This is a genomic window from Undibacterium sp. Ji42W (genome assembly GCF_049340405.1).
In the GTDB taxonomy this organism is placed as follows: Bacteria; Pseudomonadota; Gammaproteobacteria; order Burkholderiales; family Burkholderiaceae_D; genus Undibacterium.
This window is the reverse complement of sequence record NZ_JBMPOV010000007.1, coordinates 102275-118358: the sequence shown is the minus strand read 5'-3', so window position 1 is coordinate 118358 and position 16084 is coordinate 102275. Positions and strand designations below refer to the sequence as shown.

Below are 16084 nucleotides of genomic sequence, written 5' to 3'. Positions count from 1 at the left end.
TTAACATCCATTGCAATTGCCGCGACGTAGGGCGGATTGTAATACGCCGCATGTAATTTACGCACCCACGGATAATTGACACGGCCGTGGACCACGCATACATACGGTGCATTGCGATGCGCACCCTAGGGCACGGCCACGCTTGAGTGTAGCAGGGTGCGTTACAACGCACCCTGCTACACTCAAGCGACCGGATACGCTCATTGCTTTTGCACATGTGAAAGCAGGATTGCGCTATACCTCTCACAACACTAACAAACCCAGGCTTTGTTAAAACCTTGCTTTGACGTACAGCGACGGCCCATTCAGGCGCAGGTTCAATTGTGCACTGTCATCACGACCAATGTCACGCGTAAGGCTGATTCTGGATATGCCATAGTCTGCCACGATACCGATATTCTCGACCGGGAACCACTCTGCACCTATCGTCGCCGTATAGATATGGCCATTGATGCTGCCACCGTTTTTCTTCACACCAGAAGCCTCGACGAACATGCGCGTAGCTGGTGTGAACGCATGACGCCAGCCCAGCTCCAGCAAGGGTGCGAAGGTGCTGCGCTCAAAACTATCTGCGCCACTATTGCTTATACCACCTACCGCGCCAGTCACGGTGCCGCCCACAGTCGCCCGGTAATAGGCGGCCCCCAGCCCCAAGCCCACCACATCAGCTCCCTGCCCCATCCACCAACGGTAAGCCACCTGGCCTATCTCCAGCCGCGCATCCGCCGCTAATGCCGCAGTGCCACTCAGCGGCTGCCCATTCAGGGTCGTGCTGCCGTTGAGGCTGGAGGAATAAGATTTATCGTAGCGATAATAATCAAAAGAAATGCCCTGGCTGTGGCCCAGCAAAAAGTCTGCCTTGATCCTGGGTATGGTTACTCTTTCGCCATCATAAGATGGGGTTTCATACCGGCCAGAGGTGGTGTTGACGCCTAGTTGAAAGCTGGTATCGGCATTGATAGCGCCGAACGACACACTGGCACGGTCAAGTGCAGGCGATACCGTTGTCTCTGCCGCAGATGCCGTAGATACTGTTAATGCGGCTGCTGCCATGCAACTCATGAGTAGCATGGTGCTGGCAGGTCTTGCAAGCTGCCTGCTTAAGTTAAATTGTTTGAATTGTGGAATAAATTCTAGTGTAAATCCAGCCATGGAGTGCCCCTGATGATCAATTGTTTTTCAAAAATTGTGCGCGCACTTTTATTTTTTTTGCGCATCGCGAATAAGAGAAGGATAACAATCCCGCACAGCAAATTAAATGGCGGTTTTCTCAAAATCAGGTCGGCGTAGTCCTACATGAAGAGGAGCGATCAGATCATCAATTTCCTTGACACACCTATCGTCTTTTTAAAAATCCCTCGTCCGATTCTGGCGAGACGGTAATCGCCGCAACATCAATACTGCCGTCTCTTATTCAATACCCCAACACCACAACACCACAACACCATGAAGAGGAAAACATGAAAGCTCTCAGCAATAAAGTCGCCATCATCACCGGTGCCAGTTCTGGCATAGGCCGCGCAGCAGCGTTGCTGTTCGCAAGCGAAGGTGCAACAGTCATTGCCGGTGCGCGGCGGCAGACCGAGCTTGATAGCCTGGTGGCGCAAATACGGCAAGCAGGTGGCCGTGCGGCTGGCATCGCCGGTGATGTGAGGCAAGAAGCGTATGCACAAACCCTGGTTGATGTTGCCATCAGTGAATTTGGTGGCCTGGACATTGCTTTCAACAATGCGGGGACAATGGGTGAAATGGGGGCGACGCCACAAGTGTCTGCCGCAGGCTGGCAAGATACGCTGGACACCAATTTGAATAGCGCATTCTTTGGCGCGAAATATCAAATCCCTGCCATGCTCAAGCGTGGTGGTGGCAGCCTGATTTTTACATCCACCTTTGTCGGCCATACGGTTGGCTTTCCCGGTGTTGTCGCCTATGCCGCCAGCAAGGCGGGGTTGAATGGCTTGACGCAGGTACTGGCAACCGAATTTGGTGCGCAAGGCATACGCGTCAATGCGATTTTGCCAGGCGGTACAGAAACGCCGATGGCGCACCAGATGAACCACACTGCTGAGGCCATGGCCCAGGTCGCCAGCCTGCATGCGCTAAAGCGTCTGGCACAGCCGGAAGAAATTGCGCAGGCAGCACTTTTCCTGGCCTCAAATGCATCTTCATTCATGACGGGAACGGCGATGCTGGTGGATGGCGGGGTGTCGGTGAACAGAACTTGAGTCTGGAAGCTTAAACATTCTGAAATTCGTGTGCTAAAACTCATCTGCTAACATTCCACAGGTAGGGTGCACCGCGCACACCATTTTATCTTTGCTTACACCTGCAACGGTGCGCGCGGTGCCTCCTACTCATCCCACTTACCTTGCTTGCATTTGCATATATACAAGTTCCTGTTTTTTTGCGATGATGCTGACTCTTATGGCAAGGCATTGCCCCCACTCCCGCTTAGCAACAAGGTTTTTACATGGCTACCGAAGTCGAGATCCAGAATTTGTACATCGCTTATTTCAACCGTCCTGCCGACAAGGCGGGGCTGGCTTACTGGAAGGATGCGAACCTGAGTATCTTGCAAATTGCGCAAAGCTTTTCTGAACAAAAAGAATATGCCACTGCCTTTGCCGGGTTCACGGCAGAACAAACCATCAATGCCCTGTACAACAATCTGTTCAACCATAAGGCTGACGCTGATGGTCTGACTTACTGGAGTGGCCAGATCAAATCCGGCAAGATCAGCATCGGTGCGGCAGCGATTGCGATTTTGAATGGTGCCACAGGTGCAGACCAGATGGCGGTACAGTCCAAAAATGCGGCGGCAATTGCATTTACCAAAAAACTGGTCGCTGATCCCCTGGCAGATTACGCTTATAACCTGGGTGGCGCGGCATTCAACACGGCCAAGAGCTGGCTGGCCCCAGTGATAGATATTCCCAGCGGTATTGATGCCATCAACAACCTGGGCAGCATGACGGAAAAATTAACGGCCAGTGCCGCTTATGGCAATGACAAACTGACTGGCGCGGTGCTGGTACCTGTGCTGGCGGGTCAGAACAATATTGGTAGCAAGTCTGGGGATTTTTATTTCACCGCAGACGATAGCCAGTTGCTGGCATCGAATACCAAACTGACAGGTAACGGCGCGGCAGTGGCGCTCAACGTCAACAGCTTTTTTACGCCAGTCTCGCACAGCAGTGCGGTTGTAACAGGCGTGCAGACCTTGAACCTGCAAGCTGGTGCAGATACCAGCAATGCGGGCAACGCTTTCCTGAGCAGCTTCACGACGATCAATGCCAATCGCATCAGCGGCGGTGACAATATCGTGCTTGGCAACCTCTCAGGCCAGACTGTGAACCTGAACAATCAGAGTGGCACTTCCACGGTCACCCTGGGCGGCATCAACCAGATTGTGAAGCAGGCCAGTGCGCAGGCTAGCTCTGTCGTCAAAAGCAGCATTGCCAACCTCAAGGGCGCGAGCTTCAATTTCAGCAATACTGGCACAGGTGAGCATGTACTGGATCTTGCAGATGGCAATGGCTTCACACTGGATCGTGTCAATATGACAGGCCTCAACAAAATCATCCTGCGCGGAACCGATGACACTTACCTGGACATTACGCCTTCGCGCGATCTCTCCATCAGCCTGTCTAGCAGTAAAAATGTCACTATCGCTGCCAAGGGTGGGCAAAACGTGAGTATCAGTGGCGTCAAGGCATATGGGCTGACACTGTCAGGCAATAGTAAATTTACGGTCGAGAACAGCCAATTCTCCAGCATTGATCTGTATGATAAGGGCAGTACGCTGACGGTCAAGGATACCAATTCCGAGGATCACTCGATCTACAGCGCCGCTCCTACCAAACTTGACATGAGCAATGGTGCAGGTGGCACGATCAAATTCGCGGGTGCCGGTAGTTTTGATATCACGGGTGCGGGCAACAAGGCCAACGCCTTTTTCTATGAAATGGGTACATCCGGCGACATCAGCCTGACTACGGCTGGCAGCAATCTTGTCGGCTTTTACGAAGTCATGGGAACAGGTGCAGTCACCATCAATCATGCCAGTACTGGTACCTTGAGTTTCAGCGCCAACTCATCGCATAGTTCAAACACAGTCAATATGATTCAGCCGGGCTCTAGCATATGGATATTTGGTAACGGTGGATTGGTAAATGTGATAGAAGCCGAAGGCAAGACTGGGAAATTCAACTACATGACCGGCAGTAACACCCCCAGTAACATCAAACTTGCACAAACCGGTGGCGGGAACGACATTCTGGAAATCAAGTTCTCTACGATGGAAACCATCAAGACTGCACTGTGCACTATCAGCAATTTCAATGTAGCTGGCAGCGACCGGTTTTCAACAGGCACGAAAGCGACATCGCTAAGTAAAATCAGTATAGGCAATTCTGACTTTTCCAGCCTTGCCAGCAATATTGCCAGCAGTGCAGCGGGAGCGGGACAGTCGCTGTCGGCAACTGCAGGACAGGCATATCTGATTACCGTTGGTAATGGAGAGGCTGCTGGTACCTACCTGTACCAACACACGTCAGCAACGGCCAACACAGTCGATCGCACAGATATCATCGTCAAGCTGGTTGGTGCGAGCCAATTTACTGCCGCGGATATTCTCGACTATGCGTTGTAAAGTATGACTGAAGTAAGTTTGGAGTGTGATTATGATGTGATTAAGGTGTGATTTTCTATGCAGGTACATGACTCTCCCTGCCTTCTGTTTCCAGAATCCTGTCCAATCACTTCCCCTTGACGCCCCGGCCCACTACTGGCACACTACAGCTTCCATCAACCACCACAGGAGACAACATCATGAGAACCACGGATATTGCCCTCTTGTCGGCTGCCTGATCTGTCCACATCGCTGCCTACATCGTCTTCTGGCGTCTCAAAAATTCATCGCTAGTGTGCTGATGCGCGTCTGATCGCGCGCCGACTTCCATTTTCTTTTTTCGTTCCTGCACGTCCCGGCCATTTGTCGCATTTGCCTTGCCTGCAGGATGGTTTAGTGTATCCAAAACGATGCACGCCCATGAATATGGACAGACACACTTATCATGATCAATGTTGATTTCGCATCCCTGCGCCTGATCGGCCTGACACCGGCTATCGCCAACCAACTGCACGCACTCGCAGCAGAAAATGACGACGATGCCAGTTTGCAAATGGCACGTATTACCGAAGTACACCGCGACAGCCTGGTCGTCCACAATGGCAGCCAGAGCATGCAGGTGCGCGCCTTGCCACGTCTCTTGCATGAGCTGGCGGCAGATGACAGCAACCTGGCCGTTGGCGACTGGGGCCTGCTGAGCAATAGTGGCGATATCGGCGCTGGCTACAGGTTCATCGCCAGCATGCCGCCATTCACGCATCTGGCGCGCCGTAATAATGAAGGCCGCCTGCAAGCCCTGGCCAGCAACGTCGATACCGCCCTGCTCGTCATGGGCCTGGACAGCGATTTCAAGCTGCGCAGGCTGGAACGTTACCTGGCACTGGTGCAGGGCTGCCGGGGTGGCTCCCGTCATTGTGCTGACCAAGGCTGATGTGCACGAAGATGCGCAGGCACGCCTGGCCGAGGTGGAACAACGCCTGTCTGCCAGTGTGCCTGTGCTTGCCGTCAACGGCCAGAGCAGCACGACAGCAGACTTGCTGGCACCATGGATGGCGGCAGGCCAGACTCTGATCTTGCTCGGTTCATCCGGCGCGGGCAAATCGACGCTGACCAATACCCTGGCAAGCAGCGCGCAAGATACCGGTGCGGTGCGCACCAGCGATGGCCGCGGCCAGCACACCACCACCGCGCGCTCGCTGCACCTGTGCCCCGGCGGTGCCTGCATCATCGACACCCCCGGCCTACGCACCCTGCAACTCAATCTCGACGAGCAGGAACTCAGTGCCAGCTTTGCCGACATTGATGCACTCGCCGCAGCATGCCAGTTCCGTGACTGCAGCCACCAGAGCGAACCCGGCTGCGCCGTGCGCGATAGCGTCGATGCAGACAGGCTCAGTAACTTCCAGAAACTGCAACGCGAAACCCGCCGCCACCAGCAAACCCCGCTGGAACGGATAGCAGCAAGATCAAGATGGAAGGTCTTGATGCGCTCAGTGAAGGAGAAGAACAGGATGAAGCGGGGCTAATTTTGGGATAGGCCTGAGATGTGTTTGGAATGCGGTGTGGATGCGTTTTGGATACGTTCTGTCCATCATACAAGAGTGATGAACATGTTATGACGCAAGATGGGGGCCACTGGAATGGCACTCCAGCGGCGTACCGCAGCCCGCACATCCGGTAAATTGTGGAATGCGGTCTGCAACGCTTGAATGGCTTTGCCATCCCGGGATCGCATCTTAAATAAAATCCACAACCAAGTTAGTTGCAATTTAAATATAAGTAATTTATAGTATGGACCTTACAACCCAAATCGAGCGCATCATGTCCACACACAACATCACCACCGTCACACTCTACCGCCCTACCGGCCCTGAAGAGCTGGCACTGGTGCGCGACAGCGGTAACAAGAAATGGCCGCCCCGTCTGCCTGAGCAACCTATCTTTTACCCGGTGACAAATGCAGAGTATGCGATACAGATTGCCAAAGAATGGAATGTGCCGGCAAGCGGTGCTGGCTATGTCACACGCTTTGAAGTCAGCAAGAGTTTCATGGACAATTACCCTGTCCAGACCGTGGGTGGTGCCATACATACCGAGTGGTGGATACCGGCAGAAGATGTCGATCTCATGAATGCCAATATTGTTGGCGAGATTGAGCTTATCCATAGCTTTACTGCCTGACGGGAGCGATACGGCTTTTTTAAGGTGCAGCCTGCATCGTGCTATAGTCACTATAGCCATCAACAATCCGCCTGGGTTGTTGATGGCATCAGTTGTTGACATTAGTTCAGAAAAAAAGCAGACATTACCTTGACCAGTAAAAAAGATCACGTCCCCTCTCACTTGCATCCTGTACATGGCATGCCTGGCATTGTAAAACTGACCCGCCTGTTTTTCGCACTATTCTGTTTCTGGTTTACCAGCCCGGCCTTTGCTTTTTCACCCACATCCAATCTCGAGGAGCTGATCTATGCCGCCATTGGCAGTGCGGTGGTCAGCCTGATTGCCATGGTCGTGGTGCTGGTCAAATTAAAGATCAGTTTATTGCCGCGTTTGCTCGCCATGCTGGTGACGCCTGTGCTGGTTTTCCCGCTGTGCATGGCGGGCAGCATGGGCATGGGTTATGTTGCGCATGAAATCAAGCATTACCAGCAAGAGCAGGATGCGGCACACATCGCCAGTGTAGAAGAAGACGCCTGGCAGCATAATTTTTTGCGCATCAATGCTTGTGAGGGTAATCATGCCTTGCTGCAATCAGAACTGGCCTCAGGCCGCCATCAAATAGAAAACAAGTTACGCGCCTTGACTGAATGTGTGCTGCCGCAAGCCGATGCACAGGCATTGCGCATCCTGTTGCAGGATGCAGTGAGCAATGACAAGGATGGGCGCACCTACTGCACTTACCTGCCCCTGGTCTTGCAGAGCATGAATACCATTTTGCTGGATGTATTTGTCGAGCAAAAGCTGTCACTCGCCTGCACTTCACCTAAATATGCTTATGTCCCTGATGCAGCTAAAGTTGCGCCAGCGTGGTGGGATATTCTGAACGACGGGCAAGTCACAGACACGACAGGCAACATAGACACCAAAGACACAGATCGCCTGTTGACTGTTTTGCGCTATTTGCAGGCGCATGGTGTCGATATGAAAGTCGTCGCGAATGACCGCTCGCTGTTGACTATCGCCATGGAAAGCGGCAAGGTCGATGTCATCCTGTTTGCTTTGGATGCCGGTGTTGACCCCTACGCCATCCCTGAGAATGATAGCATGCTGTCGCCGCAGCAAATCTGGACCCTGCAAAGATTTGGCTATGCCGATGCGGGGCCAATAGCGTACAACGAAGCAGTCCAGAAACGCATACAGCCACACCTGCGTGAAATGAATAGCAAGGAAGCAGCATCACTGGCAGAGAGGCTGCCGCTTAAAGGCGGCCTGTCAGCAGCCAGGGATGGCGGTGCTGGATTGCTGGCCTACCTGATCAAGAGCAGCAGCAATATACGCGAGCTTAACCGCGGCGGCCAGGGCCTCATCGACGTATATGCCCAAACATCACCTGCAGTATTGGGCGTGCTTGACCGCCTTGACGATCAGCAGTTGCGCGATTTTATCTGCCCAGAGGCCAGTAACAAGGGCGACGACAGTGACGACAACAATGGCGATCAACTGTATGTACGTGCCATCCGCGCCGAGAATCAGGCGCTCGTCACATTTTTTAAAAGGCGCAAGGTGCCTGAGACTTGCCCTGGCATGCCAAGGTAAGAGCAGTAACAAAGGCCCATCAGTTGCCTGCTGCCCGCCAGCGCTGACCTGCTGTCAAGTCAATGCAGGTGCAGGTTTAATGTTTGGCAGCGGCACGTTCTTTCCATCGACAGTCAGGCTGAATGTCGCATCCTTATGCACCAGCCGCACTTTCAACACGCCCTTCTTTTTATAGACAACGGTACCATTGAGGCTGAGTTCACCATTCTTGAGTTCAAGGATATTGCCGCTTTCATTGGCAATGCCTGCCACGCCATCGATGGTCGAGACTTTGGTATCACCGTCTACCTTGACGCTACTGCTATTAGTATCGGGTGCTGCAACGGCGGGAATATTTGCCGACAAGGCTGCCAGCATACTGAGCAAGACAAATGTGGATTTCATTTTTTGATCACGTCATCACAAAGAAATAAAGAAGCACTACCCTAAGACATATCAATTGCTTTGTCAAACAGGCAATGCAAAGCCAGGTTCTTTGCATGTCTGCTGAACCGCCTGGAAGCCGTTACTTATCTGTCTTCATGTATACTGGCATCAATGCAGGCACGAATGTAGGCAAGAATGTAGGCAAGAATGCAGAACGAAAAAAAACCTGCCAGTGGCAGGTTCTTTTAAAGTCACCCTAGCCGGAATAAACGCCCTTACTATCTGTAAAGTGAATCTATATCCCAGGATGACATGTTATGTAAGCCGTGCTGATTACTGCTCCCTGGCTATCTGCCAGGTGATGCAGTTCTTTGCAACGTAAAGACATTCTAAATACCTCAGGCACGCAAGTCTGTACGCTGGCACACACACACTTTCATTTCCACCGGGTTTTACCAAATGTAATTAAAGCTGCATCCACACTGTAACTGCTTATACTCGCGGCTTATAGAATAATTAAGCTTATTTGACATGAAATTTTGCCGCGCTAATTTATCTTACTATTTACCCCAACTTCCGTTGCTGGCAAGCTTGCTCAGCACCGCCCTGGTGACGCCAGCATTGCAAGCCATGCCTGTCGAAGTGCATACCCGCATCGCTACGCCTGCCTTCACTGGCAAGAAAATAGCGCTGACACTAGACGCCTGTTCGGGCAAGTTTGATGCTGAGTTGCTCGATTTTCTGATACGCAAGCGCATCCCCGCCACCATTTTTGTAACCAAGAAATGGCTGGACAAGAACCCGCAAGGCGTTGCCATCATCAAGACCAATCTTGATTTGTTTGATGTTGAAGACCACGGCGAAAAACACATCCCCGCCATCATAGGCCCAGGCAAAAAAGTCTATGGGATGGCAGGTGAACCCGACATCGCCAGCCTGCAGCGTGAAGTCACCGAAGGTGCCAAAGCTATCACCAGCGCCATGGGCACCACCCCTCAATGGTACCGCGGTGCCAGCGCAAAATATGACCCGCAAGCCATGGATGAAATCAAACGTATGGGTTACAAGATCGCTGGTTTCTCCCTGAACGCCGACCAGGGCGCGACCCTGCGCAAGCACGCCATCATCAAACAATTCAAACGCCTGCAGGCTGGTGATGTCATCATCGCCCACATGAACAAGCCAGCCTCTGATTCTGCGGAAGGTTTGGCAGTAGCGCTGGAAGAGACATTGAAACAAGGCTTTGTGTTTGTGCGGCTGGATCAGGTGGAGTTGCAGAGAGTGGATTTGCAAAAACAGCAGAACACGAAGCGCAGTCTGGCTTTGGCGAATTGAGTTGGTTTCAGCCTTCGTCTTCTGAGGCAGAGAATCAGAGGTTTTTGTAGGGTGCGTTTCAACGCACCGATTTTACGCAAAGTAAAACGGACATCGCCCAACTTTTCCGCTTTAGAGATTGCTAAATAAATGGTGCGTTACAACGCACCCTACGACGCTGATCGTTTTTACGCAGGCTATTCAGGTGCAAGCTCAAACACGACTTTCGCCCCTGCTTTCGTCAAAGGCATTGATCGACGCATAAGCTCTCGCTTCGTGGCAACTTCCACTATTGGGCGTGGCTGTTTCAGCAGTTCCGCGACTTTCTTGAAACTTTTTCCAGTCATTTGCCGAATCTCAAAAAACACTCGCTCAAATGAAGGACCAATATCGAAGATGACCATACAATACCTGTCGCGATGAACTTCTTCTTTGATTTCCATCGCTATCGAACTCCCTAAAACCGATAGTGCGTAGGTGCGATTAGCTTGCGTGATCGCACGCATGCAGGGCGTCAAACTACCTGGACTGCACTAGATTTCGCACGACGCCTGTGCCCGTGTTTGCAATACACAATTGGTATACATACAGCACATACCAAAACCAAAGCAAATAAAGAAGATGTCAAACGCCTTCTCTTCAAGTCAATTAGAGGCCAAGGGCGTCAAAGAATTCCACGCCGCCTGCGTCAGGTGCTCACGGTATTTTTTGGGTGAAGTATTTACCCGGCCAGACAACCAGGCGCGGCAATAGTTTTCTGCCTGGCCTATCAATAGCGATGGCAGCAAATCATCTGGTATGTGCTTGATCAAATCACGCCTGCCGGGTGCGACCCACCAGACGTGCATGTTTTTATTGCGAGTGCGGTTACGACTTGCCAGTTCATCGGCCTGCGGCCCCTTGGCAACCGCTGCGCGTGCCTGGTACTGGAAGCGCGCCAACTCTGGCTGCTCAGTCACCCAATCGACGTAGGCGCACACGATGGCAGCCACGCCTTCTTGCGGGGTCTGGGCCTTGCCCAGATAGTCTGCCAGCAGACGCGCCTGGTCTTCAAGTGCGCTAAAGAACAGTGCGGCCACCAGGCCTTCTTTGCTGCCAAAGTGATGATAGATATTGCCGACACTGGTGTCGCAATGCTGCTTGATGATTTCTATCGTGGTCAGGTCCAGGCCGTGTTCATTAAAACAGGCGAGTGCACCCAGCAGGATATCGCGCTTTAACTGCGCGCGCCTGCCGGGGTAATTGCGTTCAAGTACGTCTGCAGTTGCCAAGTCTATGCTGCCTGAAAATGAGTATGAAGGCCAATCAACGTGACCATTTGATGCCGATGATACCGCAGCTCGCCCGCGAGTAAACCACTTGACACAGAAAAATGTTCTAGAATAGTATTCTTAAACAGAATTTAGTTCTATTTCAGAATATTATTCTATTTTTAGATTTTTCATATTCACGTCAGGGGACAAAAATGAGTCAGGCATTAGAGATATTCAAGTCAAGCGGCCCAGAGCAGTTCAGCAAAATGGTGTGCCAGATGGCCCCTTACTTCAGCACCATCCATCCCACGCTGACTGAGTTGTGCCCCGGCTATGCATCCGCCAGCGTTCCCTTCCGCCTTGAGATCACCAACCACTTGGGCACCATCCATGCCATCGCCTTGTGCAATGCTGCTGAGCTGGTGGCGGGCACGATGACGGATGTATCCATTCCCGCAGGCGCACGCTGGATACCAAAAGGCATGACAGTGGAATACCTGGCAAAGGCAAAGACAGATGTCACCGCCGTGGCAGATGGCAGCAACCTGGACTGGAGCACCGCAGGCGACAAGATCGTTGCCGTGGATGTGATCGATGTCGACGGCGTCAAGGTATTCACCGCGCGCATTACCATGAATGTGAAGCTGACGGCGTAAGCAGAGCGGGGGAAGTGAGCTTCCCCCGAACCGCCGTGCCTCACGCGTGACTCTCCTGTACAACGCCGGAGCCACACATCATTGCCATGATGTAGGGCCCGCATGGCTTGTCAATGTCGAAGGAAAATTGAGTGCCGCGGATGTTGCACACTATTAGCTGTACAGCTATGCTAATAACAGCATATGCACGCATCAGTATCCGGCATTCAGGCTTACTCTGTTAAACTGGCTTATGATACGTCATCTGCACAAGACGATCTCTTTGACCTGTGTTTGGCCATACTCCCTCTATTGGACATTCCTCATGGACTTCATACTGGGATTCTTTTTCGAAATCCTGTTTCAAGTGATCCTTTATGGCACAGGTCGCGTGCTGATTCCTGCCCTGACTTTGGGCATGATGCGCGGTGAAGGTTTCAAGGGCGAAACACCGGCTGGGAAATCCTATTACTGGCGCGACAGCAAAGGCCTGATCTTGAGCACCAATCTGACCATTTTTATTGGTCTTTTGTTCTGGATAGGTGTTGCTGTTGCATCTGTGGTCTATTTCAATCGCTGATCAAGACGGGACTACGCCCTGATCCATCCTTTGGCAATAGGCCGGGCGAGCAGATAGCGGTAAAGTTTTTCCGCCGCCTGCATGAACGGGCTCGCCCATCTTGTCCACACGGGCGACAGCAACAAATAGGCCAACAGCGATACCCCAAGTGCACCCAGCATATCCAGCGGAAAATGCACGCCCAGGAAGATTCTTGACCATGCCACAGCAATACCCATGATAGCAGTCAGTACACCCAGGGCCAGCTCACCCGTTAGCAACAGGCTGCAAGCCATGCTGGCAAAGACAATGCCATGCTCGCTGGGGAAAGAGGCATCGGCCGCGTGAGGTATCCAGGTGTGTCCCAGACCTATCATGAAGGGACGGGGATGCGGCCAGAACAAAGCCAGCAACTGGCCTATGCCAAGAGCAATACAACAGACCAGACAAGCCCTGAGTGCCAGTTGACGGCGCTCAGGCTGCCATAACCAGACAACTACAAGTGCCAGCGGAATCAGGTAAATCAACACATCGGCTATAAACGTTGCGGTGCTGATCACACCAGCGCCAGTCTGTACACCGGCATTCAATTGCAAAAACAGGCTACGGTTCAATACTTCCAGTGCGTTCATCAGTTGCCTCCAATACGGGTTTATGCATGAATTGTATATGACATTATTAAGCGGGGAGTACGTGGGGGAGTCTATGTGAATAATTAGGCAAGAAATAAAGTGCAGACTATGTTGCGGCTAAAACGAGATTTTTTCTTTGGATGAAAAACCACAATTCCTCGCTAATTTTGTCATCACTTATACAACGTGAAGTTGATCAGATTTTTAGGGACAAATCTCTTCACCCAGATTTTACAAAGGCATTTTTTCACTCTAGATCTTAGGGGGTCACTAAGCAGTTTTTACATTGCTTCACACTGATGAAAAATCCTGCATTGCACAAGAAAGCACGATGTGGTGCTGAAACGGCACAGAGGCGAATTTGGCGCAAAACTATACTCGGTCAAGCCCAGAGAAATTTGCTTGTTACGATGCAGGATGTATAAGCCAGCAAGTTTTTTTGACTTTATTAAATGTGTTTCGCGGTATCCCCCATACTGATGAAACCTGATAAAAATACTGGAGTCTGTCTATGTCAGCACAACTGCAATCCCTTGCTGTTGAACCCAACATCACCGCACCGCGCCAGCCGTGGAAAGAAATCTGCGCCGCCAGCATTGGCAATGCGCTGGAATTCTATGACCTGCTGATCTATGGCTATTTCGCCATCATCATCGGCAAACTGTTTTTTCCGGCAGACAGTGAAACCACATCTTTGTTGCTCAGCGTCGGTACCTTTGGTATTTCATTTGTCATGCGCCCGCTGGGTGCCATCATGTTGGGGTCGTATGCTGACCGTGCCGGCCGCAAGCCTTCGCTGACCCTGTCGATCACCATCATGATGATAGGCACAGGCATGATCGCCTTTGCACCAACCTATGCACAGATAGGCATCGCCTCGCCCATCATCATTATCGTGGCGCGCATGTTGCAGGGGTTTTCTACCGGCGGTGAATTTGGTGCTGCCACGGCCTATATGGTGGAACATGCGGATGGCAAACGCCGTGGCTTTTTCGCCAGCTGGCAGTTATCTACCCAAGGGCTGGCGACGGTGCTGGCTGCCGGCGTCAGTGCGCTGCTCAGTTACACGCTGACGGATGCGCAGTTGAGTGACTGGGGCTGGCGTCTGGCCTTTGCCTTTGGCTTATTGGTCGGGCCAGTGGGGCTGTATATACGCAACCAGATTGACGAAACGCCAGAGTTCAAAAAAGTAAAAGCTGTCAAGGTAGAACGCTCACCCCTGCGCACCGTGCTGCTGCATGAAACCACCAACCTGCTGCTGGGCATAGGCGTGGTGTCGGGTGCGACGGCATTCAACTATGTGCACAAGCTGTACATGCCCACTTACGCCTTGAAGCAATTGCACATACCCGCCACGTCTTCATTTTTAGGCGCGATGATCACTGGTGTGGTGCTGATGATTACTGCCCCTATCTTTGGTGCGATGTCTGACCGCTTTGGCCGCTTCCGGGTGTTGTCAATTGCCCTGATGCTGATCGGCCTGACGTCTTATCCGCTGTTTTTGATATTGAATACCTGGCCAACAGTCACGACGCTGATCGCCGCGCAGTTTCTGGTCGGCTTATTGATCGCTGCCTGTCTGGGCCCGATACCGGCAATGCTGTCGGACATCTTCCCGACCGCATCACGCGGTACTGGTCTGGCCTTGAGCTATAACTTCTCTGTCACCATCTTTGGCGGTTTTGCGCCACTGCTGGTGACCTGGATGATCTCTGCCACCGACAACAAGATGGCCCCCAGTTTTTATGTCATGGCGACATCGGCCATTAGCGTCATCGCCGTGCTGGCGCTTGGTCGTCGCATGAAGCGCAGGCCGCAAAGCTAACACTCCCTCTTACTAACTCCCCCAAATTTACCGCTCTCCTGCATGGCAGGCTGGGTCACTCTTTGTCTTTTTTTGGAATTATTTACATGAAAACCCTGGATCAGATTCGTGCCGGATTACCTGTTTATCCTATCGAGGTCGATTTCCCTGACATTTCCAGATGGCAGAAAAGCAATACCGGCGTTGATTACATCCACACTTTTGACAGCGGCATCGCTGGCCCGCATGTGATGGTGATGGCGCTCACACATGGCAATGAAGTCAGCGGCGCGATTGCTGTTGATGCCCTGTTGCAGATGCGACCCAAGCCTTTACAGGGTCGCATCACGCTGGGCTTTGCCAATGTCGATGCCTACCTGAAGTTTGACATCAACAAGCCCGATGCGACCCGCTACATTGATGAAGACATGAACCGTGTCTGGTCAGCAGCCAGGCTCGATGGCAAGGGCGGCAAGGATGACAGTGCAGAATTGCGCCGCGCCCGCGCGCTGCGCCCCTTCATCGACAGCGTCGACTACCTGCTCGACATCCATTCCATGCATGAAGAATCTCCACCGCTGATGATGAGCGGTCCGCTGGACAAAGGCTTGCGCTTTGCCGCGCAAATTGGCGTGCCGACCAATGTGATTGCGGATGCAGGTCACCCGAACGGCAAGCGCATGCGTGACTATGGCGGCTTTGGCGATGTCAACAGCCCCAAGAATGCCTTGCTGGTAGAAACAGGCCAGCATTTTTCTGCACGCAGCCGCGATGTGGCGCTGGACACGGCCAGCCGTTTTCTGGCAGCCACCGGTGTCACGGACATCATGAGTCTGTCGCATTTTTTGAAACTGGCTTACCCGGTTACACAGCGTTTTTTGCAAGTCACGCAACCGGTCGTCGCCAAGACCATGGACTTTGCATTCAGCCGCGATTTTCGTGGGCTGGAACTGATCAAAACCGCCGGCACCACGATAGCCACAGACAATGGCACCGACATCGTCACGCCATATGACGATTGCGTCATCATCCAGCCTTCATTGCGACATCTGGGGCCAAATGTCACCGTCATGCGGCTGGCAAAGCACATAGCGTATAGCCATGCAGACAGCGATGAACATGCCTGATTTTT

Annotated in this window: 16 protein-coding genes; 11 read left to right on the top strand and 5 right to left on the bottom strand. The window is 52.3% G+C overall.

The genetic code is table 11. The features are described 5' to 3' along the window. Positions 1-270: 270 nt before the first annotated feature. Positions 271-1071, bottom strand: coding sequence for a hypothetical protein (locus ACO0LG_RS16445; protein ID WP_423028231.1), 801 nt, complete (start codon positions 1069-1071; stop codon positions 271-273). 389 nt (positions 1072-1460) lie between these two features. Between ACO0LG_RS16445 and ACO0LG_RS16440 the strand changes: the two genes are divergently transcribed. From ACO0LG_RS16440 to ACO0LG_RS16415, 6 genes are all read left to right on the top strand, one after another. Further along, the gene (locus tag ACO0LG_RS16440) at positions 1461-2225 is read left to right on the top strand and encodes an SDR family oxidoreductase (protein ID WP_423028229.1); all 765 of its coding nucleotides are present in this window, start codon (positions 1461-1463) and stop codon (positions 2223-2225) included. 245 nt (positions 2226-2470) lie between these two features. Next, positions 2471-4651 carry a DUF4214 domain-containing protein gene (locus tag ACO0LG_RS16435; RefSeq protein ID WP_423028227.1) on the top strand — a complete coding sequence of 727 codons (2181 nt, stop codon included), beginning with the start codon at positions 2471-2473 and terminating at the stop codon, positions 4649-4651. Positions 4652-5075: 424 nt separating this feature from the next. Continuing rightward, positions 5076-5561 (top strand): hypothetical protein, encoded by a 486-nt coding sequence (locus tag ACO0LG_RS16430; RefSeq protein WP_423028225.1) that lies wholly within the window; start codon positions 5076-5078, stop codon positions 5559-5561. Further along, positions 5530-6156, top strand: a complete 627-nt coding sequence (rsgA, locus tag ACO0LG_RS16425) for a ribosome small subunit-dependent GTPase A (protein ID WP_423028223.1) — start codon at positions 5530-5532, stop codon at positions 6154-6156. The genes ACO0LG_RS16430 and rsgA overlap by 32 nt, the downstream gene beginning before the upstream one ends. 295 nt (positions 6157-6451) lie before the next feature. Further along, on the top strand, positions 6452-6811 hold the full coding sequence (locus ACO0LG_RS16420; RefSeq protein WP_423028221.1) for a hypothetical protein: 360 nt from the start codon (positions 6452-6454) through the stop codon (positions 6809-6811). A 129-nt stretch (positions 6812-6940) separates the two neighbouring features. After that, positions 6941-8389 (top strand): hypothetical protein, encoded by a 1449-nt coding sequence (locus ACO0LG_RS16415; RefSeq protein WP_423028219.1) that lies wholly within the window; start codon positions 6941-6943, stop codon positions 8387-8389. Between the two features lie 54 nt (positions 8390-8443). Here ACO0LG_RS16415 and ACO0LG_RS16410 read toward each other — a convergent pair whose 3' ends face one another. Beyond that, positions 8444-8773: a hypothetical protein gene (locus ACO0LG_RS16410; RefSeq protein ID WP_423028218.1), complete on the bottom strand. Its 330-nt coding sequence runs from the start codon at positions 8771-8773 to the stop codon at positions 8444-8446. A gap of 513 nt (positions 8774-9286) precedes the next feature. On the opposite strand from ACO0LG_RS16410, the gene ACO0LG_RS16405 reads away from it, so the two are divergent. Then, a complete protein-coding gene (locus ACO0LG_RS16405; protein WP_423028216.1) occupies positions 9287-10090 on the top strand; it encodes a polysaccharide deacetylase family protein in 804 nt (267 codons plus the stop codon). Positions 10091-10266: 176 nt separating this feature from the next. On the opposite strand, the gene ACO0LG_RS16400 is transcribed toward ACO0LG_RS16405, so the two are convergent. Beyond that, on the bottom strand, positions 10267-10512 hold the full coding sequence (locus ACO0LG_RS16400) for a hypothetical protein (protein ID WP_423028214.1): 246 nt from the start codon (positions 10510-10512) through the stop codon (positions 10267-10269). Positions 10513-10713: 201 nt separating this feature from the next. Continuing rightward, positions 10714-11340, bottom strand: a complete 627-nt coding sequence (locus ACO0LG_RS16395; protein WP_423028212.1) for a TetR/AcrR family transcriptional regulator — start codon at positions 11338-11340, stop codon at positions 10714-10716. Positions 11341-11534: 194 nt separating this feature from the next. Between ACO0LG_RS16395 and ACO0LG_RS16390 the strand changes: the two genes are divergently transcribed. Both ACO0LG_RS16390 and ACO0LG_RS16385 read left to right on the top strand, forming a co-directional pair. Continuing rightward, complete coding sequence (locus ACO0LG_RS16390) at positions 11535-11978, top strand: hotdog fold domain-containing protein (protein ID WP_423028210.1); 444 nt, start codon at positions 11535-11537, stop codon at positions 11976-11978. 304 nt (positions 11979-12282) lie between these two features. Beyond that, positions 12283-12537, top strand: coding sequence for a hypothetical protein (locus tag ACO0LG_RS16385; RefSeq protein WP_423028208.1), 255 nt, complete (start codon positions 12283-12285; stop codon positions 12535-12537). Positions 12538-12548: 11 nt separating this feature from the next. On the opposite strand, the gene ACO0LG_RS16380 is transcribed toward ACO0LG_RS16385, so the two are convergent. Beyond that, entirely contained in the window at positions 12549-13148 is a 600-nt protein-coding gene (locus tag ACO0LG_RS16380) for a phosphatase PAP2 family protein (protein ID WP_423028206.1), read from the bottom strand. Positions 13149-13659: 511 nt separating this feature from the next. On the opposite strand from ACO0LG_RS16380, the gene ACO0LG_RS16375 reads away from it, so the two are divergent. Both ACO0LG_RS16375 and ACO0LG_RS16370 read left to right on the top strand, forming a co-directional pair. Next, on the top strand, positions 13660-14973 hold the full coding sequence (locus tag ACO0LG_RS16375) for an MFS transporter (protein WP_423028204.1): 1314 nt from the start codon (positions 13660-13662) through the stop codon (positions 14971-14973). A gap of 86 nt (positions 14974-15059) precedes the next feature. Continuing rightward, on the top strand, positions 15060-16079 hold the full coding sequence (locus ACO0LG_RS16370) for a succinylglutamate desuccinylase (RefSeq protein ID WP_423028202.1): 1020 nt from the start codon (positions 15060-15062) through the stop codon (positions 16077-16079). The last annotated feature ends 5 nt before the right edge of the window (positions 16080-16084 follow it).

Coding starts and splice junctions, on each gene's coding strand:
- ACO0LG_RS16385 (WP_423028208.1), top strand. CDS start 12,283: ATGGACTTCATACTGGGATTCTTTTTCGAAATCCTGTTTCAAGTGATC.
- ACO0LG_RS16405 (WP_423028216.1), top strand. CDS start 9,287: ATGAAATTTTGCCGCGCTAATTTATCTTACTATTTACCCCAACTTCCG.
- ACO0LG_RS16410 (WP_423028218.1), bottom strand. CDS start 8,773: ATGAAATCCACATTTGTCTTGCTCAGTATGCTGGCAGCCTTGTCGGCA.
- ACO0LG_RS16370 (WP_423028202.1), top strand. CDS start 15,060: ATGAAAACCCTGGATCAGATTCGTGCCGGATTACCTGTTTATCCTATC.
- ACO0LG_RS16390 (WP_423028210.1), top strand. CDS start 11,535: ATGAGTCAGGCATTAGAGATATTCAAGTCAAGCGGCCCAGAGCAGTTC.
- ACO0LG_RS16435 (WP_423028227.1), top strand. CDS start 2,471: ATGGCTACCGAAGTCGAGATCCAGAATTTGTACATCGCTTATTTCAAC.
- ACO0LG_RS16420 (WP_423028221.1), top strand. CDS start 6,452: ATGTCCACACACAACATCACCACCGTCACACTCTACCGCCCTACCGGC.
- ACO0LG_RS16380 (WP_423028206.1), bottom strand. CDS start 13,148: ATGAACGCACTGGAAGTATTGAACCGTAGCCTGTTTTTGCAATTGAAT.
- ACO0LG_RS16430 (WP_423028225.1), top strand. CDS start 5,076: ATGATCAATGTTGATTTCGCATCCCTGCGCCTGATCGGCCTGACACCG.
- ACO0LG_RS16400 (WP_423028214.1), bottom strand. CDS start 10,512: ATGGAAATCAAAGAAGAAGTTCATCGCGACAGGTATTGTATGGTCATC.
- ACO0LG_RS16440 (WP_423028229.1), top strand. CDS start 1,461: ATGAAAGCTCTCAGCAATAAAGTCGCCATCATCACCGGTGCCAGTTCT.
- ACO0LG_RS16445 (WP_423028231.1), bottom strand. CDS start 1,071: ATGCTACTCATGAGTTGCATGGCAGCAGCCGCATTAACAGTATCTACG.
- ACO0LG_RS16375 (WP_423028204.1), top strand. CDS start 13,660: ATGTCAGCACAACTGCAATCCCTTGCTGTTGAACCCAACATCACCGCA.